Annotated in this window: 24 protein-coding genes; 18 read left to right on the top strand and 6 right to left on the bottom strand. The window is 66.8% G+C overall.

Annotated elements, in window-relative coordinates; all coding sequences use genetic code 11:
• Positions 1–3: 3 nt before the first annotated feature.
• The 5 genes from LPB04_RS14775 to LPB04_RS14795 form a co-directional block, all read right to left on the bottom strand.
• Positions 4–699, bottom strand: coding sequence for a C39 family peptidase (locus LPB04_RS14775; RefSeq protein WP_193685294.1), 696 nt, complete (start codon positions 697–699; stop codon positions 4–6).
• Complete coding sequence (locus LPB04_RS14780) at positions 696–1,127, bottom strand: hypothetical protein (RefSeq protein WP_193685295.1); 432 nt, start codon at positions 1,125–1,127, stop codon at positions 696–698. Before LPB04_RS14780 ends, LPB04_RS14775 begins: the two co-directional genes overlap by 4 nt.
• A 91-nt stretch (positions 1,128–1,218) precedes the next feature.
• On the bottom strand, positions 1,219–2,898 hold the full coding sequence (locus LPB04_RS14785; protein ID WP_193685296.1) for a hypothetical protein: 1,680 nt from the start codon (positions 2,896–2,898) through the stop codon (positions 1,219–1,221).
• Positions 2,899–3,429: 531 nt separating this feature from the next.
• On the bottom strand, positions 3,430–4,752 hold the full coding sequence (locus tag LPB04_RS14790) for a sigma-54 dependent transcriptional regulator (RefSeq protein ID WP_193685297.1): 1,323 nt from the start codon (positions 4,750–4,752) through the stop codon (positions 3,430–3,432).
• Between the two features lie 169 nt (positions 4,753–4,921).
• The gene (locus tag LPB04_RS14795; RefSeq protein ID WP_193685298.1) at positions 4,922–6,142 is read right to left on the bottom strand and encodes a metal-dependent hydrolase; all 1,221 of its coding nucleotides are present in this window, start codon (positions 6,140–6,142) and stop codon (positions 4,922–4,924) included.
• 541 nt (positions 6,143–6,683) lie between these two features.
• Here LPB04_RS14795 and LPB04_RS14800 point away from each other — a divergent pair.
• A complete protein-coding gene (locus LPB04_RS14800) occupies positions 6,684–7,043 on the top strand; it encodes a hypothetical protein (protein WP_193685299.1) in 360 nt (119 codons plus the stop codon).
• A gap of 152 nt (positions 7,044–7,195) precedes the next feature.
• Here LPB04_RS14800 and LPB04_RS14805 read toward each other — a convergent pair whose 3' ends face one another.
• Positions 7,196–7,597 (bottom strand): TraR/DksA family transcriptional regulator, encoded by a 402-nt coding sequence (locus tag LPB04_RS14805; RefSeq protein WP_193685300.1) that lies wholly within the window; start codon positions 7,595–7,597, stop codon positions 7,196–7,198.
• 190 nt (positions 7,598–7,787) lie between these two features.
• On the opposite strand from LPB04_RS14805, the gene LPB04_RS14810 reads away from it, so the two are divergent.
• The 17 genes from LPB04_RS14810 to LPB04_RS14890 all read left to right on the top strand — a co-directional run bounded on the left by LPB04_RS14810 (position 7,788) and on the right by LPB04_RS14890 (position 24,574).
• A complete protein-coding gene (locus LPB04_RS14810) occupies positions 7,788–9,626 on the top strand; it encodes a DUF885 domain-containing protein (RefSeq protein WP_193685301.1) in 1,839 nt (612 codons plus the stop codon).
• A gap of 98 nt (positions 9,627–9,724) precedes the next feature.
• Positions 9,725–9,925, top strand: a complete 201-nt coding sequence (locus LPB04_RS14815; protein ID WP_193685302.1) for a hypothetical protein — start codon at positions 9,725–9,727, stop codon at positions 9,923–9,925.
• A gap of 171 nt (positions 9,926–10,096) precedes the next feature.
• On the top strand, positions 10,097–11,548 hold the full coding sequence (locus LPB04_RS14820) for a cytochrome ubiquinol oxidase subunit I (protein WP_193685303.1): 1,452 nt from the start codon (positions 10,097–10,099) through the stop codon (positions 11,546–11,548).
• Complete coding sequence (cydB, locus tag LPB04_RS14825; RefSeq protein WP_193685304.1) at positions 11,549–12,556, top strand: cytochrome d ubiquinol oxidase subunit II; 1,008 nt, start codon at positions 11,549–11,551, stop codon at positions 12,554–12,556.
• Entirely contained in the window at positions 12,556–12,705 is a 150-nt protein-coding gene (locus LPB04_RS14830; RefSeq protein ID WP_193685305.1) for a DUF2474 domain-containing protein, read from the top strand. The genes cydB and LPB04_RS14830 overlap by 1 nt, the downstream gene beginning before the upstream one ends.
• Before the next feature lie 116 nt (positions 12,706–12,821).
• Positions 12,822–13,523, top strand: coding sequence for a TorD/DmsD family molecular chaperone (locus LPB04_RS14835; protein WP_193685306.1), 702 nt, complete (start codon positions 12,822–12,824; stop codon positions 13,521–13,523).
• 28 nt (positions 13,524–13,551) lie between these two features.
• Positions 13,552–13,773, top strand: coding sequence for a twin-arginine translocation signal domain-containing protein (locus LPB04_RS14840; RefSeq protein ID WP_193685307.1), 222 nt, complete (start codon positions 13,552–13,554; stop codon positions 13,771–13,773).
• A gap of 19 nt (positions 13,774–13,792) precedes the next feature.
• Entirely contained in the window at positions 13,793–16,612 is a 2,820-nt protein-coding gene (locus tag LPB04_RS14845; RefSeq protein ID WP_193685308.1) for a formate dehydrogenase subunit alpha, read from the top strand.
• A gap of 43 nt (positions 16,613–16,655) precedes the next feature.
• The gene (gene fdh3B, locus LPB04_RS14850) at positions 16,656–17,339 is read left to right on the top strand and encodes a formate dehydrogenase FDH3 subunit beta (protein WP_227496418.1); all 684 of its coding nucleotides are present in this window, start codon (positions 16,656–16,658) and stop codon (positions 17,337–17,339) included.
• The gene (locus LPB04_RS14855) at positions 17,336–17,554 is read left to right on the top strand and encodes a hypothetical protein (RefSeq protein ID WP_193685309.1); all 219 of its coding nucleotides are present in this window, start codon (positions 17,336–17,338) and stop codon (positions 17,552–17,554) included. Before fdh3B ends, LPB04_RS14855 begins: the two co-directional genes overlap by 4 nt.
• A 9-nt stretch (positions 17,555–17,563) precedes the next feature.
• Positions 17,564–18,640, top strand: a complete 1,077-nt coding sequence (locus tag LPB04_RS14860; protein WP_193685310.1) for a formate dehydrogenase subunit gamma — start codon at positions 17,564–17,566, stop codon at positions 18,638–18,640.
• 8 nt (positions 18,641–18,648) lie between these two features.
• Positions 18,649–19,113 carry a hypothetical protein gene (locus LPB04_RS14865; RefSeq protein ID WP_193685311.1) on the top strand — a complete coding sequence of 155 codons (465 nt, stop codon included), beginning with the start codon at positions 18,649–18,651 and terminating at the stop codon, positions 19,111–19,113.
• Positions 19,110–19,826: a hypothetical protein gene (locus LPB04_RS14870; RefSeq protein ID WP_193685312.1), complete on the top strand. Its 717-nt coding sequence runs from the start codon at positions 19,110–19,112 to the stop codon at positions 19,824–19,826. Before LPB04_RS14865 ends, LPB04_RS14870 begins: the two co-directional genes overlap by 4 nt.
• The gene (locus LPB04_RS14875; RefSeq protein ID WP_193685313.1) at positions 19,826–20,266 is read left to right on the top strand and encodes a DUF3305 domain-containing protein; all 441 of its coding nucleotides are present in this window, start codon (positions 19,826–19,828) and stop codon (positions 20,264–20,266) included. Before LPB04_RS14870 ends, LPB04_RS14875 begins: the two co-directional genes overlap by 1 nt.
• A gap of 8 nt (positions 20,267–20,274) precedes the next feature.
• The gene (locus tag LPB04_RS14880) at positions 20,275–21,003 is read left to right on the top strand and encodes a DUF3306 domain-containing protein (protein ID WP_193685314.1); all 729 of its coding nucleotides are present in this window, start codon (positions 20,275–20,277) and stop codon (positions 21,001–21,003) included.
• 67 nt (positions 21,004–21,070) lie between these two features.
• Positions 21,071–22,732, top strand: coding sequence for a 4Fe-4S dicluster domain-containing protein (locus LPB04_RS14885; RefSeq protein WP_193685315.1), 1,662 nt, complete (start codon positions 21,071–21,073; stop codon positions 22,730–22,732).
• A gap of 162 nt (positions 22,733–22,894) precedes the next feature.
• Entirely contained in the window at positions 22,895–24,574 is a 1,680-nt protein-coding gene (locus LPB04_RS14890) for an AMP-binding protein (protein WP_193685316.1), read from the top strand.
• Positions 24,575–24,587 lie beyond the last annotated feature (13 nt).

Raw genomic sequence — 24,587 nt, forward strand, 5'->3', positions numbered from 1 at the left:
TCCTTAAAAATCGCCGGGGCCGAATTTCGGCAGCCCGTAAATACTGTCGAGGGCGCGGCTGGCGCCTTCGGCGAGCGGCGCGCGTGGCGCATTGCGCCAATCGGCGGCCTGGTTGAAAGCGGGTTTCACCGGCCCTTCGTGGATCACGAACAGGATCCGGTTGGCCCAGAGCGATTCGAAGCGTTCGCGCGCCATCAGGCGGGTGCCGCGCGACGGGTCGCCCAGCAGGATGCGCCCGTCTTCCGCGCCCTTGATCACGACGAAATGCTGGTAGCCATTGTCGGAAATGAGGACGATCGCCGGCAGTTTCGCTTCGATGAGTTTGTCGAGCGGCAGCTGGAAGCCGTTGGCGGTGAAGCCCCGGTCTTTCAGGAAGCGCTGCATGTCGAGCAGCGAAAAGCCTTCGCGCCGGATCTTCTGCTGGTCGCCGCCGGCAAACATGGCCTGAAACGCGACCTCTTCCGTCGTCGGCGTGTTGTAGTGGTGGGTCAGTAGCGTGGCCAGCGCGGCCGAGCCGCAGCTGAAGTCGTACTGCTGGCGCAGCGTTGCCTGGAAGCGCAGGTCCTTCATGCTCTTGACGGGCATGCTGCCGACGCGCATGCCATTGGGCAGTGCCAGTTCGGCCGAATGCGCGGCGGCATGGCCGAGCAGCAGGGCCAGGCTGCCGGCAAACGTGCCAAGTCGTACGCGATGTCTCATTTGAACTGCAGGTTGATGACCGTCGCGCTCTGGATCAGCACATTGGCGCCGGTGTTCTGGATCACGACCGGAATGCCGGACATGTTGGCGAAGGAGCCGGAATCGATGGTGTTCGACCCGGTGTTGACATTGGTGGCGCTGTTGTTCGCCACGTCGCCGTTGAGCTTGGTGTCGTTGAGGACGGTGTCGGCGCGGCCACGTTCGTGCTCGAGCTTGTCGAGGTCGACCGCCTGGACCCGGTCGCCGCCGATGGAAAGAGTGGTGGCGGGTTCCTGCGCCAGCGGGGGCGGCGCCCTCAAAACCTGTTCGATCCCTGCGATCGCGGGCGCACCGATCCGTTCGGGTGCCACCGTGGCAGGTTCGCCGGCGCAGGCCTGGCCAACGAAGGCGGCCAGTGCCAGGACGCAGGCATGCGGTAAGCGGGGCATTGCAAAAATCGTGTTCATCGTGTCTCCCTGAATCAGATTGCCGCGCCCGCGAAGGGCACGGCAATCCCTGCTTCACTACGCTCGGTTCAGCTTACGGGCCGACGGACAGGTTGCTCTGGACGTTGACGCTCTGCTGGATCAGGGACGAGAAGCCGTTGTTCTGGCTGAGGACCGTCACGCCTGCGGCCGACTGACCGACATTGGTCATGGTGTTGGACATGTCGAAGGTGCCTGCGTTGACGGTGTTGGTGCCGCCCGCGCCGCCGGTCGCCGCGCCGCCGGCGCCGCCGGTGCCGGTACCGGCCGTGTTGGTGCCGCTCGCACCGCCCATGCCACCGGTGCCGGTGCCACCGGCGCCGCCCGCGCCGCCGGTGCCGGCCGTTGCCGTGCCCGAGGTCCCCGAACCGCTGGTGGCGGTGCCCGAGGTGGCGTTACCGCCCGCCGACCCTGCGCCGCCGGTGTTTGATGCCAGGCCGGTGGAACCGCCCGCGCCGCCCGCACCGGCTGCCGCGCCCGCGCCGCCGGTCGAGGTGCCGGCCGTGGCCGAGCCGCCTGTGCCGCCTGCGCCGCTGGTGCCGGTGCCTGCCGCGCCGCCGGTACTCGACAGGGCCGCGCCGGCGCCGCCGGTGCCGCCGGTAGCGGTACCGCCGGCCGCGCCTGCGCCGCCCGCGCCGCCTGCCGCGCCCGCGCCGCCTGCGCCGCCCGTGCCAGTGCCTGCCGAGGCCGTGTTGGTGGCGCCGGTCACGGTGCCGCCGGTGCTGCTGGCAGTGCCGCTGTCAGCCGCGCCGCTGGCGCCGCCGGTCGAATCCGGGGTCGAGGCGCCGCTGCCGCTGGAGGCCGTGTTACCGCTCATGCCGGCGCCCGCGCCGGATGCGTCGCCCGTCGACGATGCGCCGCCGACCGTCACCATGCCGCCGGCCGCGCCGCGTCCGCCGAGTCCGCCAGTGCCGCCCATGCCGCCGTCACCCGCAGCCACCCGGCCGGCGTTACCGCCGTTGCCGCCACTGCCACCCATCGCTGCGCCGCCGGCGCCGCCGGTACCGGCGCCGCTCGCGCCGCCGGCACCGCCCATGCCGCCACCGGCGTTACCGCTGGAGCCGCCCGCGCCGCCGGCACCACCTGCACCGCCCGACGCGCCCGATCCGCTCGTCGCATTCGATGCCAGGCCGCCGGCGCCGCCTGAACCTGCGGTGGCGCCGCCTGCGCTGGCAGCACCGGCGCTTGCCGATCCGGTCGTGGCGTTGCCGCCGGTCGAGCCCGACGCCGCCATGCCGCCCGTGCCGCTGGCGCCGGCCCCGCCATTGCCGCGCGCATTCCCGCCTGAGCCGCTGGCACCGGCGCCACCGGTCGAGGCGCCGCCGTTGGCGCTGCCCATGTTGGTGGCGACGTTGCCGATGTAGCTGATCGAGTTGCCCGACACCGTGCCGTTGAGCGTGCTGTTGGCGGTGGCGCTGGAGGTGTTGAAGGAATTCGAGAAGGTCGAGGTCGCGGTGCCGCCGTTATTCGCTGCAACTCCGCCGACGGCGCTGGCGCTCGCTGCGCCGCTGCTGTTGTTCTGGCCCGAGCTGTCGCGCGAGGACGAATCGTTACCCTGGTTCGAGTTGTCCGCCGTGTTGGTCGAGGAATTGTTGCCCTGGTTCGAATTGTCAGTCGTGTTCGTCGACGAGTTGTTCCCCTGATTCGAGTTGTCAGTGGTCGGATCTGTCGTCTGGGCTTGGGCATTCAGTGCAAAAGCGAGCGACAGCGCAGTAACGAGCAAAGTCTTGTTCATGCAAATTCCCCTAGGGTGTGTGGTTGAGTTCGACTGGCGGTCGTGCCAGCTGAACCCGGATATATGCAAGAGGGATGCCAGAGGCGGATGAACATGCTCAAATCATTGATCAATAAGCACAATTCCATCTCGAAAATGATGAAATTGCGAATGGGAATTGTTGTTAGGAATTTAAGCGAATTCGGGTGTACCGGATATGGAACATTTGTGTGCCGTTTGGCCGGGCTGGAGGTGGACACTGTCCATCAGGACCAACCCAGCGGGATGCCGACCGCAATCCAGTCCATTCGCCGAGAGCCGCCTGGATGCCGGTTCCTGGCGCCTGAGGCCGCTTGCAGCGCGCGCTGGCGCGTTGTGCCTGAGCTGGATGATGACGGCGTGGCCGCTGATGTGTACGGCGGCGACGACGTCCAGGCGGAGCGCATGACGGCAAGCGGTATACCGGCCCGGCGTCGGCAGGCTCACGCAGGCTGTGCAGGCACGGCAGGGGCTACAGGGAAGGAAGCGGCGCGGCGTGCCGCCGGAGGTGGTTCAGGGGCGCATGCCGTGCTTGGCAAGCAGGCGGTACATGGTGGTGCGCGAGACGCCGAGGTGGCGCGCGGCGCGGCTGACGTTCTGGCCGGTCCGGTCGAGGCAGTCGCGGATCGCAAGCCGCTCGGAGCTGCAGCGCGCATCGTCGAGCACGGCCTCGATCGGCGGCGAGGGCGGGACGAGGTCGAGGTCGTCCGGTTCGATCCATTTGCCGTCGGCCATGACCAGCGCCCGCCGCACGCGGTTGATCAGTTCGCGCACATTGCCCGGCCAGTCATGGGCCGCGATCGCGGCCAGGGCCTTGCTGCTGAAGCCTTTCAGGCGCGGCGATTTGTCGGCGCAATGCAGCTGGAAGAAGTGTTCGGCCAGTTCGACCAGGTCGTCGCGGCGCTCGCGCAGCGATGGCACGGAAACGGGCAGCACGCTCAGCCGGTAGTACAAGTCTTCGCGGAAATCGCCGCGCGCGACCGCCTGCTGCAAATTCACGTGCGAGGCCGAGATCACGCGCACGTCGACCGGAATGGGGCGCGTGGAGCCGAGCCGGATGATGGTCTTGTCCTGCACGAAGCGCAGCAGGTTCGCCTGCAGGTCTTTCGGCAGGTCGCCGATCTCGTCGAGGAAGAGGGTACCGCCGTTGGCCGATTCGATCAGGCCGACCTTGTGGCGCGCCGCGCCGGTGAAGGCGCCGCGCTCGTAGCCGAAGAGTTCGGAGTGGATCAGGTTGGGGGCGATCGCGCCGCAATTGATTGGCACCATCGGGCCCGTCGAGCGCAGCGACTGGCGGTGGATGGCCTGCGCCGTGAGTTCCTTGCCGCTGCCGCTTTCGCCCCAGATCAGCACGGGCGCATCGACCTTCGCCACCCGCTCGACCTGGCTGCGCAGGCGCAGCATCGCATGGCAGCTGCCGATCAGGGACGACGGTACGCTGGCCGGGCGCGGGCGCGGACCGCGCAGCAGGGCGTGACCGTGCACGTGGCCGAGCGTGTGCACCAGGCGCCGGCTGTCGAGCGGCAGCGTATGGTAGTCGCAGAGATAGTCGGCGACCAGGTCGCGCCAGCCCGCGGCCGCGATGGCTTCGGAGCGGAACACGCCGACCCATTGCACCTGGCTGTGCTCGCGCAGGAAAAGTTCGACCTCGAGCTGCGGGCGGGAACCGATTACGTGCATCAACAACCCGACCAGGTAAGCATCCTGGCGCAACTCGGTGCGTGCTTCGTCGACGCTGCGCACGGTACGGATCTGCCAGTCCGGCATCTCCGCCCGCAAAAGGTCGACCGCAAGGAGGTCATCGGGCGAAATGCAGAGTAATCGTTTCTGAACCATTCATCTCCTCGCTGCGCTACGCCACCGGGCTCGGCGCAGCTGGCTGCGCCGGATGACCCTGTAACTTCGGGTAAGCATACTGCATTATTTGCGTTGCACACCCGGCCATTGAGGGCGCCGTGTTTCGTTACCAACTCGACAATGCGCGGGGCTTGACGGCGGGCCGAAGCTAGTGCAGGCCGAGGAGATCGGCGCGCGGATAGCCCCAGTGCGGCACCCTGTCCGGGCAGGAAGCGGAGGCAGCCTTGTCGAGCGGCAGGGTCGAGAAGTTGGGTGCGCCGGGAATGCCGAAGCGCAGGTCGGTGGCACTGCCGCCGGCCAGCGAGGGCACGCGTGCAAAGCGCAGCCAGGCGTCGAAACGGCAGTCGCGCGCTTGCAGGGCGCGCAGCGCCGCGACCGAACCGGGCTCCTCCCAGGCCCAGACGACGGCGGCCGGGCTCGGGGCCACGCGCACGCCGCCGATGGCCACCGGACAGGACGCGGCCGGCGCGATGCGGGGCGCCAGGCTGAGCACGCCGCGGCGCACGCGGTAGCCGTCCGTCCCCTCGCGCGTGATCGCGATCGCGCCCCAGCACAGCGGGTTGGCCGGGAAGGCCGACAGCGGCAGGTCGCGGATCTGCACGGATGGGTCCGCCCGGCGCAGCGCGGCCGTGAGTTCGCTGCGCGCCTGTTGCGCCATCGCGCCCTGCAGCAGCACGAAGGCGCCGGTCACCACCACCCCGGCCAGCAGGGCGGCGCGTTCGCCCAGGCGCCGCGTCAGCAGCAGCGCCAGCGCCCATACGGTCGCCAGCCCCAGCAACGAGCCCCATTGGAGGAAGTCGGCCAGCGTGAACAGCGCCGGCACCGCCAGCAACAGGCCCAGCAGCAACAGGCGCCAGCCGCGGTGCGCCACGTGCGCCGCCAGCGGCGTGCCCAGCGCCAGCCAGAATACGGGTTCGACAATGAAGACCATGTCGCCGTAATACCAGCGCGGATCGAAGGGCGCGAACGGGTGGATGCCGTAGACATTCAGCGCGTCCATGCCGAAGTGCAGCAGCAGCCCGGCCACGATCGCGGCGCCCAAGCCCAGGCGCGCCGGGCCGCTGCCGCGCAGCAGGGCACGCGCGGCGGGCCAGCACAGCCAGAGCGCGGCGAGCAACAGCAATGCCTGGGGCAGCGCATACAGCAGCGTATGCGTGTGGCCGCGGTGGTGCAGCAGGTAGCCCAGGGGCGCCGGCGCCAGCCCGGTCAGGACCAGGTCGAGGTCGGGGAAATTGCTGGCCAGCGCGGCGCTGCTCAGCAGCAAGCGGCGGCGGGTGCTTGCCTTGGCCGGGTCGGCCTCGCGCGGCAGCAAGCGATGGGTGAGTTCGCCAAGCGCCAGGCCGACGAGCGAGTGGGTGAGATTATCCATATTGCAATATTAGCATCGCCCTGGCGCCATAGCAGGCTGAGGACATACTCGCGGTTTCAAACAGTCAAGCGTAACTGTTCAACAACCGCTCCAAGTACGGCGAACTTTATTGGCTCGTGGCAGACGTAGTGCCGCTCAAGGATTCCAGGCCTTTGCGCCGTGTCTCGATGCCAGACCTGACCCCGGTTAGTACGTGACCCCGGTTAGTACGACACCGAACTACAGTGCGAAATATGGTATGCCCCAACAAAATGTTGTGAGGGCTGACTTTCTCGAGATTGGCCAGCCAAAGCCGGGGCTGCCGCTGATTACGCGTCCGGCCCCAGGTGTCGGGGCTAACAAGGGCGGAGGAATCGAGGCCGTTACCTATCCAAGTGGGGTGAAAGTAAGGACGTTCTCAACAGTCGATTTCGGTAAAAAGACGAATGGAAAAAATGGCAGCGGCAACGGCCCCTGAGTCTGTAGACGCGGCGGTGGATAGAATCGCGCGAGCCGATCAAAAAAACGTCCATTCAAATCGGTTCTTTTGCGAAGGAGTAGCATGAAGGATGCCTTACTTTTGCTGGCATATTGTCTGGCTATTGGCGTTCCTCTCGGATTGGCGCTTTTGTCTCGACCTCGGCGTAAACAGTCCAGCGCCGCGAGCGGGGCTGACGCGACCGACCAGAAACGCACGGCTGAGCCAGACATCGTCGAGACTATCACAGCGTTAGCGGGCGCGTTGCGCTCGCGTGGCGACGAGGCGGCTGCGGAGCAACTGCTCGACGCCTTTTTCGGGGCTGCCACTGGTACCGAACTGGTGATGGGCGTACGCTTCGTGCTGCGGACGATCGATCGCCGGAAGCTGGGCGAGGACGTGGCCCTGCTTATGAGGGTCGAGCGACTCCTGGCGTCACACTGACTAGCGACGTAGCATGAAAGCTTGGGATTGCGACTGCGAAGGGCACTTCGGACCAGCTCAATGGCCTCATCCTCATCAAGCCGTACCGCACCCGCGACCGGGCAACCTGGCAGTCCACAACATGGAAACAGCCACGACGAATAGCCCAGGCACTACATCGTCGGCCCGCGCCCCGTTCCTTCTTCCTTCTCGATCCGCTCCTGGCACGGCACGCAGGTCCGCACCGTCGGCGTCGCCAGCAGGCGCTGCTCCGGAATCTCGCAGCCGCAGGACTCGCAGATGCCGTAACCGCCCGCTTCGAGGCGGCCGATGGCGGCGTCGATTTCGTGCAGCAGGGCCGTTTCGTGGTCGGCGAAATGCTCTTCGTCGTGGGCGATCATTTCCGCGGTCGGGGCGTCGTCGTTCTGGACCAGGTGGGCGCGCGGCGAGATGACGGGCGGCTCGTCGCCCGAGGAGTCGGAATCGGTGCGCGCGCGCACGGTGGCGAGCGCGGCTTCGCGGCTTTCGTTCAGTTTTTTCGCGATGTCGGCGTGGAGGGAGGGCGAGATGGGCATGCGGTTTCCTGATAGTAAATAGTGAATGTTTCTAAAAAAGCAGTCCGGAATACTCTAGCCGATTACGGGCAATGCCCGCGCCAGCTTGGGGCCGCGTGGCCCTGTAAAGATTGTCCGCGGCAACTCTTCCATGCTAGATTCAGGCCGGCAATAGCCAAACGATAAGCGAACGATAACCAGAAGAGAGACCATGCCGATTTCCTCCCCGCGCAGCCTGCGCGCCGCCGTTGCCACCCTGTTCGTCCCCCTCGCGCTGGCAGCAAGCGTCCTCCCGGATGCCGCACTCGCCGCGCCGGTGGCCAAGACCGCCGCCGCCAGACCGAACGCCGCCTTCGAGAAATGGGCCGAGCGCTTCGCCGACGACTGGGTGCGCATGAACCCGCAGCTGGCCAGCAGCACCCAGTACTTCAGCGGCGCTGAACAGGCCGCGCTCGACCGCCAGCTCACGCCGCAGACCCCGGAACGGCGCAAGAAGATGGTCGCCATGGCGAAGCAGGGCGTGGCCCGCCTCGACAAGTGGATCGCCGGTCCCCTGGACGAGACCCAGAAGATTTCGGCCGCCGTGATGCGCTGGTCGCTGTCGAACGTGATCGCGAACGAGCCCTTCGAGGACTACAACTTCGTGTTCTCGCAGTTCGGCGGTCCGCAGGTCGGTCTGGTGAATTACATGACGCAGACGCACCCGATGCGCACGGCCGCGGACGTCGATAGCTGGCTGGCGCGCCTTGACCAGATGGGCACGCGCATGGACGAAGCATTGGCGCGCGCCCGCAGCGCGACCGAACGCAAGCTCATCCCGCCGCGTTTCATCCTCGAACGCGCCCAGTTCCAGGTCGATACTTTCCTGAAACCGGCGGCAAGCCAGAACGTGCTGGTGGCCTCGCTGGAAAAGCGCAGCGCCGAGCTGAAGGACCTGACGCCTGAGGCGCGCAGCGCCGCGATCGCGCGCGCGACGCGCATCGTCGAGGAGAAGATCCGCCCGGCCTATGTGCGCGTGCAGGGCTTCATGGCGGAACTGCACCCGAAGACGAACGACACGGCCGGCATCTCGCGTTTGCCGGGCGGACTGAAAGCATATGAGCGTGCGCTCGCCAACTTCACCAGCACCACGCTTGGCGCCGAGGAAATCCACGCGATCGGCCTGCGCGAAGTGGCGCGCCTGGAAGGCGAGATGGACAAGCACCTGCGTTCGCTCGGCTTCACCGAGGGCAACATCGAGGCGCGCATGAAGGCGCTCGACGCGACTTTCCAGCCCAAAGGCGAAGGCGATCCGCGGCCGGCGATCCTGGAGAAATACAAGGCGATGGTGAACGACGCCCTGGTGCGCAGCGAGAAGCTGTTCAACCTGAAGCCGCGCGCCCCGGTCGAGGTGCTGCGCGAGCCGCCGCTGACCGAAGCCTCGGCCGCCGCCCACTACAGCCTGCCGGCGCCGGACGGCAGCCGTCCGGGCGTGTTCTGGGTGCCGATGCGCGGGCCGACCTTCGACATGATCCGCATGCGCAGCCTCTCGTATCACGAGGCGGTGCCGGGCCATCATTTCCAGCTGGCGATCCAGCAGGAGCTGGCAGGCATCCCGAAATACCGCAGCCAGCGCATCTTCAGCGGCGGCAGCGCCCATGCCGAAGGCTGGGCGCTGTACACCGAGCGGCTGGCGGTGGAGCAGGGCTGGTATGAGGGAGATATCCCGGGCCTGCTCGGCGCCCTCGGCTCGGAACTGTTCCGCGCGCGGCGCCTGGTGGTCGATACCGGCCTGCATACCAAGGGCTGGACGCGCCAGCAGGCGGTCGACTACGGCATCAATGTCGAGGAAGTCGACCGCTACGTGGTCTGGCCGGGCCAGGCGACCGCCTACATGATCGGCATGCTGCGCATCGTCGAACTGCGCGAGAAGGCGAAGGCGGAACTGGGGGCGAAGTTCTCGCTGCCGGCTTTCCACGACATGGTGCTGGGGGCAGGGTCGGTGCCGCTGGATGTGCTGGGGCAGCTGGTGGACGGGTGGATTGCCAGAGAAAAGGCGAAGGCGGTCTAGGGGCGTATCGGCACCGACATCCGTTGGCGGCCGTGTAACGCAGGGTGGGTACGCGTGCCCGCGGCGCCGATGTCTCGGCTCCAGCGCGGGAGGCAGCTGTGACGGCGCTGCACGCGTGGGCTCGAGAGCCCACCCTACGGTACGCGGCGGCCAGGGACTCACCTGAAAAGCTGGTTGTACGCGAGCTGCCGGCCTCGGAAGCTTTCTACACTGCGATTTTCCAGGTGCTGCAGGTGCACCAGGGCGGCGAGGGTGACGATTATTTCTGGTTCGCGCCGTCGGTCACGATTTCCTTCTGAAGCCCAGGTTCAGGCGAGCGGCGCGAGAATATCCGTCTGGCAAGACTCGATAACGAGGCGAAAAAGCATTCCGACATGCGTGTAGACCTGGGTCGGGTCCGGGCCGATTCCCAATTGTGCGCGCCCAAACCCGTGCTAGATTCTGGACACCGCAGCTCAAGAGGACAGCACATGTTCAGCCCGTCGGCCCTGGATCTGGCACGCTTCCAGTTCGCGTTCACGATGTCCTTCCACATCCTGTTCCCGGCGGTGACCATCGGCCTGGCCAGCTACCTCGCCGTCCTCGAACTGTCCTGGCTGAAGACCAAACGCCAGGTCTACGTCGACCTGTATCACTTCTGGCTGAAGATCTTCGCCGTCATGTTCGGCATGGGCGTGGTCTCGGGCATCGTGATGGCCTACCAGATCGGCACCAACTGGAGCTACATGTCCGAGTTCGCCGGCTCGATCATGGGGCCGGTGCTGGCCTACGAAGTGCTCACGGCGTTTTTCCTCGAAGCAGGCTTCCTCGGCGTGATGCTGTTCGGCTGGACCCGGGTCGGCCCCGCCCTGCATTTTTTCGCCACCTGCATGGTCGCCGTCGGCACCCTCGTCTCGGCCACCTGGATCCTGGCCGCCAACAGCTGGATGCAGACCCCGCAGGGCTATGCCATCGAAGGCAACCGGATGGTGCCCGCCGACTGGCTGGCGATCGTCTTCAATCCCTCGTTTCCCTACCGGCTGATGCACATGGTGGTGGCGGCTTATCTGACCACTGCCCTGATCGTCGGCGCTACCGGGGCCTGGCAGCTGCTGCGCCGCAGGGACAACCCGGCGGTGCGCAAGATGCTGTCGATGGCGATGTGGATGCTGCTGCTGGTCGCGCCGATCCAGGCCGTGATCGGCGACTTCCACGGCCTCAACACCGCCGAGCACCAGCCGGCCAAGCTGGCGGCGATGGAAGGGCACTGGCAGAACGAGCCGGGGGAGGCCGTGCCGCTGCTGCTGTTCGGCGTCCCCGACATGGAGGCCGAAAAAACTCGTTACGCGGTCGGCATCCCGCACCTGGGCAGCGTGATCCTGACCCATTCCTGGCGCGGCCAGATACCGGGCCTGAAGGAGTTCCGGCGCGACGAACGGCCGAATTCCCTGATCGTGTTCTGGAGTTTCCGGCTGATGGTGGGCCTGGGCCTGCTGATGATCGCGCTCGGCGCCTGGAGCCTGCTGCTCAGGCGGGGCGGGCGCATCTTCACCACGCGCCCCTTCCTGCGTGCCGCGCTGTGGATGGGGCCGGCCGGACTGGTGGCCATCCTGGCCGGCTGGGTGACGACCGAGGTCGGGCGCCAGCCCTGGGTAGTGTACGGGGTGCTGCGGACGGCTGACGCGGTCTCGCCGCACGGCGCCGTCTCGGTCGGGCTCACGCTGGCCCTGTTCGTCGCCGCCTATTTCTTCGTGTTCGGCGCCGGCACCGTGTACGTGCTGCGCATGATGAGGAAGGGGCCGCAGGCCTTCGAACTGCACCGGGCCACGGCCGGCGGACCGGGCGAGGAGCGTACGCCGATGCGGCCGATGTCGGCGGCCGATGTCGGCAACGACGACGAGGGCACCGGCGAGGCCCTGCACCGCGACGGCAAGGGGAATTGAATGGGCATCGACACCTCGGTCATCTGGGCCGTCATCATTTATTTTTCCGTGTTCATGTATGTGGTGCTGGACGGATTCGACCTCGGTATCGGCATGCTGTTCCCGTTCGTCAAGGACAAACGCGAGCGCGACACCATGATGAATACGGTCGCCCCGGTCTGGGACGGCAACGAGACCTGGCTGGTGCTTGGGGGCGAGGGTCTGCTGCTGGCCTTTCCGGTCGCATATTCGATCATCCTGACCGGGCTCTACCTGCCGCTGATCTTCATGCTGATCGGCCTGGTTTTCCGTGGCGTGGCCTTCGAGTTCCGCTTCAAGGCCAAGGACCACCGGCGCCATCTGTGGGACAAGGCTTTTATCGGCGGCTCGGTAGTCGCTTCCTACTTCCAGGGCGTCTCGCTCGGCACCTTCCTCAACGGCATCACGGTGTCGGGGCGCAGCTATGCCGGCGGCCCGCTCGACTGGGTGGCGCCGTTTCCGCTGCTGGCCGGCTTCGGCGTGATGATCGCCTATACGCTGCTGGGCAGCACCTGGCTGATCATGAAGACCGAGGGCGAGCTGCACAAGCGCATGGTGCAGGTGGCGCGCCCGTTCGCGCTGATGCTGCTCGGCGCCGTGGTCGTGGTCAGCATCTGGACGCCGCTGCGCGACGCGGCCGTGGCCGAGCGCTGGTTCAGCTTCCCGAACATCGTCTTCCTGATGCCGGTGCCGGTGCTGGTCATGCTGTCGATCGTCGTCCTGCTCGGTTCGCTCAAGAGCGACCCGCATCGCTGGCCTTTTGTTGCCGCGCTGGCGCTGATCTTCCTCGGCTACACGGGGATGGCGATCAGCATCTGGCCGCACATCGTGCCGCCCTTCATCACGATCTGGGAGGCGGCCTCGCCGCCGGCGAGCCAGGGATTCGCCCTGGTCGGCACGCTCTTCATCCTGCCGGTGATCCTGATGTACACGGTCTGGTCGTACTGGGTATTCCGGGGCAAGGTCAAGGCCGACGCGGGGTATCACTGATGGGCGCGCCAAAGGCAATCCGGGCTGCGCCGCCCCTCTGGCTGCGGCGGCTGGGCTGGCTCGTCGTGCTGTGGGCCGGCGGGGTGCTGACCCTCTATCTGGTTGCCAGCTTGATCCGGGTAATCATGCACGCGGCTGGAATGCGCTGAAGAAATTAACCGCATGGCCCGCGGATGCACCAAAAAAGTTCAACCGTGCGCGCCTTTTGCCAGAGGAAAGCTTACACTTTCGATGAAGATTTACTAACGGAGTGCCGCCAGTGTCCATGCAGTCTGCATCGCCCAATGTTTCCCCTTCCGCGGCGCCCGACGCCGCCCCTGCCGGCGTTGCAGCAGGCGTCCAGGTCGCACTGCCGCTTGGCGCCGAAGACCAGGCCCGGGCCGACCTGTATGCCCTGGCGGCGCGCCTGCTGCTGGCTCCGCCTGACGCAGGGCTCCTCGCCGGCCTGGCGCATGCCGATCCGATCGAATCGAACGGCGGCGACCACCAGCTGGCCGACGCCTGGGAAAAGCTCGGGCAGGCCTCGAGCGTGATGGATGCCGACGCCGTCGCCGAGGAATTCGACGCGCTCTTCATCAGTAGCGGCACGCCGGCACTGAATCCCTATGGCTCGCTCTACCTGTCGGGCTTCATGAACGATACGCCGCTGGCCGAACTGCGTGCCGATCTCGCCGTCTTCGGGATCGGGCGCGTGCGCGGCGTCGGCGAGTCCGAGGATCACCTGGGCGCCCTGTGCGAGACGATGCGCGTGCTGATCGCGGGCGGCAACGGGATCCGGCGCCAGCCGCTCGAGCGCCAGAAGCTCTTTTTCGAGTCGCGGATCGCGCCCTGGTACGCGCGCTGCCTGAAGGACATGCAAAACGCCGAGGGCGCCAATTTCTACCGGCTGGTTGCGGCTTTTGTTGCCGCGCTGCTGGCGATCGAGGCCGAAGCCTTTGCGGTGGAGGACGGTTTCGATGCTGGATAAAAGTGGTAAGCAAATCGAGAGGAATGCGATGGACAAGCACGAACAAGCCAAGGCAGCGCCAGCGACACCCGACCCGTCGCGCCGCAGCTTCCTGAAGGCGGCGCCGCTGGGCGCGCTGGCAGTGGTCGCCGGCGGCGCCGAGGCGAAACCGGAGATCGCGCCCGCCGAGGCGGCGAAACCCGAGGTGAAACGCGGCTACCACGAAACCGAGCACATTCGTACCTACTATAAAACCGCCGCCTACTGGTGAGCGTACCCGGAGAGTCGTCATGTCTTTAGTGAAGAGTTCCAACGACAAGGGCCTGAAGCGCCGCAAGTTCCTGGTCGGGGCCGGCGTCGCGGCCGGCGCCGGCGCGCTGGCGCGCCAGCTGCCGCTGAACGTGATCGAGCCGGTCCAGGCCGCCGACGCGGCGGCCGAACCGGTCAAGACGGAACTGAAGCGCACCGTCTGCAGCCACTGCTCGGTCGGTTGTTCGGTGAATGCGATCGTCAGCAACGGCGTCTGGACACGCCAGGAAGCGGCCTTCGAGTCGCCGATCAACATGGGCGCGCACTGCGCCAAGGGCGCTTCGGTGCGCGAGCACGGTTTCGGCGAGCACCGCCTGCGTTACCCGATGAAGCTGGTGAACGGTAAGTACACGCGCATCTCCTGGGACCAGGCGATCAATGAAATCGGCGACAAGCTGCTCCAGCTGCGCCAGCAATCCGGCCCGGATTCGCTGATGATCATCGGCAGCTCGAAGCACAACAACGAACAGGCCTACCTGCTGCGCAAGTTCTCCTCGATGTGGGGTTCGAACAACTGCGACCACCAGGCCCGCATCTGCCACTCGACCACGGTCGCGGGCGTGGCCCAGACCTTCGGCTACGGCGCGATGACGAACTCCTTCAACGACCTGCACTACAGCAAGGCCGTGATGTTCATCGGCTCGAACCCGGCGGAAGCGCATCCGATCTCGATGCTGCACTTCCTGCACGCCAAGGAACTGGGCGCGAAGATGATCGTGGTCGATCCGCGCTTCACCCGCACGGCGCGCTTCGCCCATCACTACGTGCGCGTGCGCCCCGGTACCGACATCCCGCTGGTCTGGGGCATCCTCTGGCACATCTTCAACAACGGCTGGGAAGACAAGGAATACATCGCCGCCCGTACCTACGGCATGGACGACGTGCGCAAGGAAGTGGCGAAATGGACGCCCGATAAGGTTTCCGATATTACCGGCGTGCCGGAAGCCTCGGTGCGCATGGCGGCCGAGATGCTCGCCAAGAACCGCCCTTCGTCGGTGGTCTGGTGCATGGGCATTACCCAGCACCACGTCGGCACCGCGAACGTGCGCGCGCTCTCGATCCTGCAGCTGGCGCTGGGCAATATCGGCGTGCCCGGCGGCGGCGCCAACATCTACCGCGGCCACGACAACGTGCAGGGCGCAACCGACGTCGGCCCGAACGGCGACTCGCTGCCCGGCTATTACGGTCTGGCCGAAGGCGCCTGGAAACATTTCTCCAACGTGTGGGGCGTCGACTACAACTGGATCCTGTCGCGCTTCGGCTCCAAGGAGCTGATGGAAAAGCCGGGCATCACGGTCTCGCGCTGGTTCGATGCTGTCAACGAACAAAACCAGTTCGTCGACCAGCCGGCCAACCTGAAGGCGGTGTTTTACTGGGGCCACGCGCCGAACAGCCAGACCCGCTTGCCGGACATGAAGGCGGCCATGCAGAAGCTCGACATGCTGGTCGTGATCGACCCCTATCCGAGCATGACGGCGGCCATGCACGGCCGCACCGACGGCGTCTACCTGCTGCCGGCGGCCTCGCAGTTCGAGACCCAGGGTTCCTGCACCTCGTCGAACCGGTCGATCCAGTGGCGCGAGCGCGTCATCGCACCGCTGTTCGAGTGCAAGACCGACCACGAGATCATGTACCTGTTCGCCAGGAAGCTCGGCTTCCACAATGAACTGTGCAAGAACATCAAGGTCGTGCAAAACGAGCCGGTGATCGAGGACATCCTCCGCGAAATCAACCGCTCCTGCTGGACCATCGGCTACACCGGCTGCTCGCCGGAGCGCCTGAAACTGCACATGGAGAACAAGCACACCTTCAATCCGACCACCATGCTGGCCGAGTCCGGTCCCTGCAAGGGCGACTATTACGGCCTGCCGTGGCCGTGCTGGGGCACGCCGGAAATGAAGCACCCGGGCACCCCGATCCTGTACGACATCAACAAGCCGGTGGCGAAGGGCGGCCTGCCGTTCCGCGCCAACTGGGGCGTCGAACACAATGGCCAGACCCTGCTGGCGGCCGACGGCTCGACCAACAGGGATTCCGAGCTCGACACCGGCTACCCGGAATTCGACCATGTGTTCCTGAAGAAATTGGGTTGGTGGTCCGAGCTCACGCCCCAGGAGCAGGCCATGGCCGAGGGCAAGAACTGGAAGACCGACAATTCGGGCGGCATCATCCGCGTCGTCATCGCCCACGGCTGCGCGCCTTTCGGCAATGCGCGCGCCCGCTGCAATGTCTGGAACTTCCCGGATCCGGTTCCGACCCACCGCGAGCCGCTGATGTCGCCGCGGCGCGACCTGGTCGCCAAGTACCCGACCTACGACGACAAGGCCAATTTCCTGCGCCTGCCGACGCTGTACAAATCGGTGCAGGAAGTCGACTTCTCCAAGGACTTCCCGATGATCATGACCTCGGGCCGCCTGGTCGAGTACGAGGGCGGCGGTGAGGAAACCCGCTCCAATCCCTGGCTGGCCGAACTGCAGCAGAACATGTTCGTCGAGGTCAATCCGAAGGACGCGGTCCAGTCGGGCCTCAAGCTGGGCGACTATGTCTGGATCGAAACGCCGACCGGTGCGCGCCTGAAGATGATGGCGATGGTCACCGAGCGGGTTCCGGTGGGCATGGTCTGGGCGCCGTTCCACTTCGGCGGCTGGTGGATGGGCGAGGACCTGGAGCGCCACTATCCCGAAGACGGGGCGCCGACGGTGCGCGGCGAAGCAATCAATACCGGCTGGACCTATGGCTACGACGCCGTCACGATGATGCAGGAAACCAAGGTTTCGCTGTGCCGCCTCGTGCGCGCGTAGTAGACCATACGACGAGACCTCTGGACAGGAACAGGAGACGAACATGTCCGCAAGGATGAAATTCATTTGCGATACCGAGCGCTGCATCGACTGCAACGGCTGCGTTACCGCATGCAAGAACGAACACGAGACGCCCTGGGGCGTGAACCGGCGCCGCGTCGTCACCATCAACGACGGCGCACCGGGCGAACGCTCGGTGTCGATCGCCTGCATGCATTGCACCGACGCGCCTTGCCTGGCCGTGTGCCCGGTCAACTGCATCTATCACACCGAAGACGGCATCGTCCTGCACAGCAAGGACCAGTGCATCGGCTGCGGCTATTGCCACTATGCCTGCCCGTTCGGCGCGCCGCAATTCCCGTCCACCGGCCTGTTCAACCACCGCGGCAAGATGGACAAGTGCACCTTCTGCGCCGGCGGTCCGGAGCCGGATACCTCGGAAGACGAATTCAAGAAGTACGGCCGCAACCGCATCGCCGAGGGCAAGCTCCCGGCCTGCGCGGAAATGTGCGGCACCAAGGCGCTGCTGGGCGGCGAGGCCAACCTGATTGCCGACATCTACCGCCAGCGCGTCGAGACGCGCGGCTACGGCCCCGAGCTGTGGGGCTGGAAGATCGCCTACGGCCCGAACAAACGCGGCGGCCCGCGCAAGGCGACCGGCGACCTGCCGCGCGTGAACCAGAAACCTGGCGACAGCCAGAACGATCCGGGGAGCCTGCCGACATGAAAAAACTGACTCTCCTCGCGGCGTTGCCGCTCGTGCTCGCCCTGTCCGGTTGCCTCGAAGTCGAACAGCATCCGGCCTGGGTGAAAGGGCAGTACGCGGGCAAGAAGGACACCCGCCATTTCCAGACGCTGTTCCATAACGACAAGCTCTCCTGGAGCGCTGCGATCATCAATCGCAACAACCAGCAGAACGAGTACAACCGCGCCAATCCCTAGGAGACCGCCATGCGAGCTCAATTCAATGCCGTGCGTGCGATCCTTGCGTTGATGCTGGCCTTGCTCGTGCCCGCGGCCTTTGCGGGCGTGCCGAACAAGGACGCGAGGCCGGCCTATGCCGAAGAGCAGACCATGCTGCAGGTCGAAGGCGACTCGCGCGTGCGCGAACCGGGTCTGGACGAGAGCGCCTCGGGCCGCGTCCATATCGACCGCCACTACCTCGGCCAGTACGGCAACAACGAGGCGAATGTCATCGTCCAGCGCGGCGGCAATACCTGGCGCTTCCTGCGCAATGGTCCGCTGGCGCTGATCGCCGGAACCATCCTGCTGGCCGTGCCGCTGCTGCTGCTCGTATTCTATAAAGCCTTCGGTCCGGCGCCGTTCGATCCGGCGCCGTCCGGACGGCGCATCCACCGCTTCAACAGCTGGGAACGCACCGTGCACTGGGCCACGGCCTTTGCCTTCATCGCGCTGGCCGTCACCGGGATCATCATCATGTTCGGCAAGAACATCCTGATGCCGTGGATGGGGCACACGCTGTTCTCCTGGGTCGCGATCATCTCGAAATACCTGCACAATGTCGTCGGGCCGCTGTTCGTCCTGTGCTCGATCCTGATGATCTTCACCTTCCTGCGCCGTAACTTCTTCAATCGCATCGACTGGCAGTGGGTGAAGCAGGGCGGCGGACTCATCTCCCATAAACACGTGCCGGCCGGCTTTTTCAATGCCGGCGAAAAGAGCTGGTTCTGGTTCGGCGTCGTGATGCTCGGCCTGGTCATGTCGATCACCGGCCTGATCCTCGACTTCGTCACCTTCGGCCAGACCCGTTACGTGATGCAGATGGCGAACTACCTGCACATCGGCGGCGCCACGCTGTACATGGCGGCGGCCATGGGCCACATCTATATCGGCACGATCGGTACGCCGGGCGCCTACGACGCCATGCGCCACGGCAGCGTCGACGAAAACTGGGCCAAGGCGCACCACGCGCTGTGGTACGAGGAAGCCAGATCGGGCGCCGCGCCCGACACCACGCGTCCGGGACAGGTGCCGCCGGCGGCGCCGCGTCCGGGACCGGCACACTGAGGTCAACGATGAAAGTATCCACACTCGCTCTTGGCATCCTTGCCGCCTGCATGACGCTCGCCGGCTGCGACCGCGGCCACGCCAACCCGAAGGACGGCGTGATCCAGACCAAATTCCCGGGGCAGGTCACGGCCGGCGGCGGCACCAGCGGCCAGGTGATGGCGCGCAGCAGCAAGCCTGAAACCAACGCCGCCTATGCCGGCGGCACGCCGGGCATCGCCGGCGGCTCGGGCGGCACCACCGGCGGCGCGGCCATGGGCGGCACCGTCACCGAGACCGGCCAGGGCCCGTCCTCGGGCGTGACCGCGCCGGTCAGCGGTGGGGCGCCGGGCAACAAGCCTGCGGGCGACTACGGCACCAAGGCGGCGAACGCCCCGGCGGCCGGCGTCACCCCGGTCGGCGCCGGCAGCGCCACCAACCAGGACAGCACCCCGGCCGCGGCGCCGGGCACGCTGACGGGAGAAAAGAAATGAGCCGCATCCGACTGATGAAGCGCGCATTGGTGCTGGCCTCGCTGGCCACGACCAGCCTTGCCTGGGCCACCTTGCCGGCGCCGACGCCGGCGGCGCAGCAGGCGGCGGCCGCCAAGAAAGCGGCGGCCGATGCCGAAGCGGCAAAGCAGAAGGAATTGCTGGCAGCCTCGATGGAGTCGCTCAGTGCGCGCTGGCGTTCGAATGCCAGCGCCAAGGGCTGGACCACGCACCCGCCGGTGGCGATCGCGGCGGCACCGGCGCCCGCCGCGGCTGGCGCGCCGGGCGCTCCGGCCGCCGGCGCGCCATCGGTCGGCGCAACGTCCGCGGGCGTGCCCGGACCGGGTCCGTCGGCCACCGGCGCACAAGGTGGTCCACAAGCGGGCGCAGCGCTGAGCGGCGCAGTGCCGCAGGCGGTCCAGACCACCGGCGTGGCCACCACCGGCACGCCGATGCCAGGCGTCGCGCCGCGCGCAACCGGCGTCTCGGCCAACACGCTCACCGGCACCCCGGCCGGCAATGCGGCCGCCTCGCCTGGTAACGGCGCGGCGCCGCGCAGCCCGCAGGCGATGGAGTCCGCGAACGTGCCGATCAAGAGCGAGAAGCTCGGCACCGCCACGCCGAGTCCGGACGCCAAGAAAATTCCGACCCAGGCAGTGCCGAAGGGCGCTTCGCCGGCTGTCGACAAGGGCAATGCAAAAGAGGTAAAGCACTGATGAAAATGGCCAGCATGCCGATCGCGGTGATCATGCAGCGCCGCGCGCTGCAGCACCGCTGGGCCGACGAGGCCTGGTCCGCCGTCGGCGTCGTGCCCGACCGCGGCAACCTGCCGCGCCTGCAGATACTCGGCGAAAGCCAGGAGCGCGACTATTACCTGGTCTCGGGCCTGGAACTCGAGCTCTACACGGACGAACACGAAGGCTATTACGAGAACGTGATCGCGCCCGAATCGAAAGTGTTCGTACTGTGGCGCATGGAAGACGGCCGCGCCATGCCTGCACGCGCCTCGGTCAGCTATGTCGAAGGCACGCGCATGTTCGATTCCGGCGAATCGGCCGACGGCGTGACGATGCCGGCCGAAATCTACGCCTGGGTCGCCGGCTACCTGCGCGAGAACTACACGCCGAAGCCGCGCCGCGGCCGCCAGCACGGGTAGGAGCATTGATGCCCGAAGAAGGATTCCTGCGCCGCTGGGCGCGCATGAAGGCAACCGGCGAGGCTGGCAGCGACGCTGCCCCGGCCGAAGCGAAGCGCCCCGGGCCGCCCGCCGCAGCCCCTGCGCCTGCCACCGTCCCCGAACCCGTGCAAGCGGCGCCCGTTGGCGAGCTCGCCGCCGGGCCTGCACCTGCCGCTCCCACGCTCGAGGACGCTGCCCGGCTGACGCCCGCTTCCGACTTTTCCGCCTTCGTCAGCCAGGGCGTGGACAAGGACGTGCGCCGCCTGGCGCTGAAAAAGCTGTTCGCCGATCCCCATTTCAAGGTGCTGGACCGGCTCGACATGTACATGGACGACTACAACAAGCCGGACCCGGTGTCGGCCACGATGCTGGCGGCGCTCGAGCACGCGCGCGGGGTCTTGCGCCGTCCGGAAGAGGTGCAGGCCGAGCTGGCAAGGCTGGCCGCGCGCGACCGGCCCGCCGACGCGGCAGCCCGGGCCCTGGAGGCGGAGCTCTCCGAGGTGCAGGACGTCGAAGAGCAGGCCGCGGCGGCAGGGGAGCAGGCAGCGCCCGGGACTGCTCCCGACGAACCCGCCGCGGACATGCCTGTCCGGTCCGACCCCGCAAGCGGCGCAGCGCCCATGCCTCAGCCGCTCCCGGCGCTTCCCATCGAGCCCGCCGTCGACACCATTGCACTCCCCAGCCTGGGCGCGCACAATGCAGAGGCACGCCCGTGATTGTCATTGAAGCCCAGGCCAGTCTCCACCAGCAATTCACTCAAGCGCATTTCAACCAAGGTAACGCATGAACATCCGATTTCTGGAAGGGCAGGCCGGCGATCCGCTGCAGGAACGCCGCAACGCCCTTGCCAAGACCGCCGCCATCCTCGCAGCCGACGCCATCGCCCCCTTCGAGCCGGCCGCCTCCGTCAGCTACCGCTCGGGCGGGCGCACCCTGGTCGTCGGCAGCTCGCTGCAGGCCCTGGCCTGGGCCGAGCACCTCGCAAGCAGCTTGCCGGTCACGCTGCTGCTGCTCGACAACGTCGACGTCGGCGAGCGCCTGTACCCGGTCTTCGTGGCGCGCGCGGTGGCCGTTGCCGGCTGGCTCGGCGCCTTCGAGGCGCGCTGGCAGGCACCTGGCCAGCCGGCCCAGCAGGGCAAGTTCGACCTCGTCTTCGACCTGTCGCCGAGCCCGCTGATTTCGACCCATCAGCATCCGCATGGCTATTATGCGCCGGGCCCCGACGAGGGCGCCCGCCGCGCAGCCGCCGCCGAGATGATGGAGATGACGGGCGACTTCGACAAGCCGAAGTATTTCGCCTACAAGGAACGCCTGTGCGCCCACAGCCGCAACGGCCTGACCGGCTGCAACGCCTGCATCGAGATCTGCTCGGCCAAGGCCATCGTCGGCGACGGCGACCGCGTCAAGGTCAATCCGTATTTGTGCGCCGGCTGCGGCGCCTGCGGCACCGTCTGCCCGACCGGTGCGATGAGCTACAACTATCCGTCGCCGGCGCACACGGGCAGCCGCATCAAGGCCGCGCTGCGCGCCTATGCCGAGGCCGGCGGCCAGGACCCGGTCCTGCTGTTCCACAGCGATGGCGGCGCGCCGCTGCTCGAGGCGGCAATCGACGCCGTGCCCGGCCGCGTGATCCCGATGGCCCTGCATCACACTGCCTCGACCGGCATCGACCTGTGGCTCACGAGCCTGTCCTATGGCGCCGCCGGCATCACGGTGCTGATGACCGAGGCCGAAGCCCCGCAATACGCGGCCGCGCTCGACACCCAGATGCGCGTCGCCCAGGCCGTGCTCGATGGACTCGGCTATGCCGGCCCGCACTTCCAGCTGCTGCGCGTCGCCGGCCCGCAGGAACTGACCCTCGCCCTGCAGCACGCGCCGCGCGGCGAAACCCCGGCGCAGGCGGCGACCTTCAACCTGGCCCAGGACAAGCGCAATACGCTCGACTACGCGCTCGACCATTTGTTCCGCCACGCGCGCCAGCAGCCAGACGCCGTGCCGCTGCCGGCAGGCGCCCCCTTCGGCGCGATCGCGGTCGACAAGCAGGCCTGCAGCCTGTGCATGGCCTGCGTCGGCGCCTGTCCGTCCTCGGCCGTGATGGACACGCCGAACGCGCCGCAGCTGCGCTTCGTCGAGCAGAACTGCGTGCAATGCGGCCTGTGCGCGAATACCTGCCCTGAAAACGCGATCACTCTGGTGCCGCGCATGGCCTTCGGCGAAACGCGCAAGCAGACCGTGCTGCTGAACGAATCCCAGCCTTTCCACTGCATCCGCTGCAGCAAGCCTTTCGGCACGCTGCACATGATCGAGAACATGCTGTCGAAGCTGTCGCAGCACGGCGCCTTTGCCGGCAATCTCGATCGCCTCAAGATGTGCGGCGATTGCCGCGTGATCGACATGATGCAGCCAGAGGGCGAGCTGTCGGTGCCGCTGCGCCGCCCACGCTGATCTCCCCGAAGAGCCGGCCGGCTTGCCCCGCGCCGGCCTTGCATGTACACCTGCCGCGCGCCGCCAAGCCGTGGCACAATGTGCGCAAACTGACAATAAAAGCCGAGCCATGTCCTTCCGGGATGGGACCAGGCTGCCCCGCAACTGCGCACAGGAGACACCATGACCCCTTACCAGCGTTTCGTTCAGGCACGCGACTTCCTGCAACAGCACCGCACCGACTACGACACCGCCTACCGCGACTACCAGGCTCCGAAGCTCGATACCTTCAACTGGGCGCTCGACTTCTTCGACCACGAAGCGAGGGACAACGAGAACCCGGCGCTGTGGGTGGTCGAGGAGGATGGGCGCGAGCAGAAAATCTCCTTCGCGGACATGTCTTCCCGTTCGAACCAGGTCGCGCAATACCTGCAGCAATGCGGCGTCGAACGCGGCGACCGGGTTCTCCTGATGCTGCCGAACCGGGTCGAACTCTGGGAAATCATGCTGGCCGGGATCAAGCTCGGCGCCGTGCTGGTGCCGACGACGATGCTGGTCTCGACCGCCGACCTGCAGGACCGGATGGCGCGCGGCCGGGTGCGCCACGTGATCGCCCAGGTCTCCGAGGCGCACAAGTTCGAAGGCATCACCGGCAACTACACGCGCATTGCCGTGGGCGGCAGCCTCGACGGCTGGCACGACTTCGACGATTGCCGGCGCGTGCTGAGCGTCTTCACGCCGAAGGGCGAAACGCAGGCCCACGATCCGCTGCTGCTGTACTTCACCTCCGGCACCACGGCCCAGCCGAAACTGGTGCTGCACAGCCACCAGAGCTATCCGGTCGGCCACCTGTCGACCATGTACTGGATCGGCCTGCAGCGCGGCGACGTGCACTGGAACATCTCCTCGCCGGGCTGGGCCAAGCACGCCTGGAGCTGCTTCTTCGCGCCCTGGAATGCCGGCGCCACCGTATTCGTCTATAACTATGAACGCTTCAGCGCCAAGGCGGCGCTGGAAACCGTGCAGCGCTGTGGCGTCACCTCGCTGTGCGCGCCGCCGACGGTCTGGCGCATGCTGATCAAGGAAGACCTGAGCCAGTGGAAGCCGCCGCTGCGCGAACTGGTGGGGGCGGGCGAGCCGCTCAATCCCGAAGTCATCGAACAGGTCGAGCGCGCCTGGGGCATCCGCATCCGCGACGGCTTCGGCCAGACCGAAACCACGGCCCAGATCGGCAACCCGCCGGGCCAGACCGTGAAACCGGGCTCGATGGGCCGCCCGCTGCCCGGCTACAGCATCGCCCTGCTCGACATCGACGACCAGCCGGCGCAGGAGGGCGAGATCTCCGTGAAGCTCGATCCCCGCCCGCTGGCGCTGATGCTGGGCTATGAAGGCGATGAGGAAAAGACGGCGGACGTGATGCGCGCCGGCTTCTATCACACCGGCGACACGGCCATGGTCGACGAGGACGGCTATTACTTCTACGTCGGCCGCAACGACGACGTCTTCAAGTCGAGCGACTACCGCATCAGCCCCTTCGAGCTGGAGAGCGTGCTGGTCGAACACGAGATGGTGCTGGAGGCGGCCATCGTCCCGAGTCCGGACGCGCTGCGCCTGTCGGTGCCGAAGGCCTTCATCACGCTGCGCCAGGGCGTCGAACCGAGCGCCGCGCTGGCGAAAGAAATCTTTGCCTTCGCGCGCGAGCGTCTGGCGCCGTACAAACGTATTCGCCGCATCGAGTTCCGCGAGCTGCCTAAGACGATTTCCGGCAAGATCCGGCGGGTCGAGCTGCGCAAGCAGGAAGAGACGCGCGATAGCGTGCCGGGAACGGGTATCGAGTTCCGCGAAGAGGAGCTCGGTAACTGATCTCCAGCCGGGT

It is taken from the genome of Massilia litorea, from assembly GCF_015101885.1.
GTDB lineage: Bacteria > Pseudomonadota > Gammaproteobacteria > Burkholderiales > Burkholderiaceae_D > Telluria > Telluria litorea.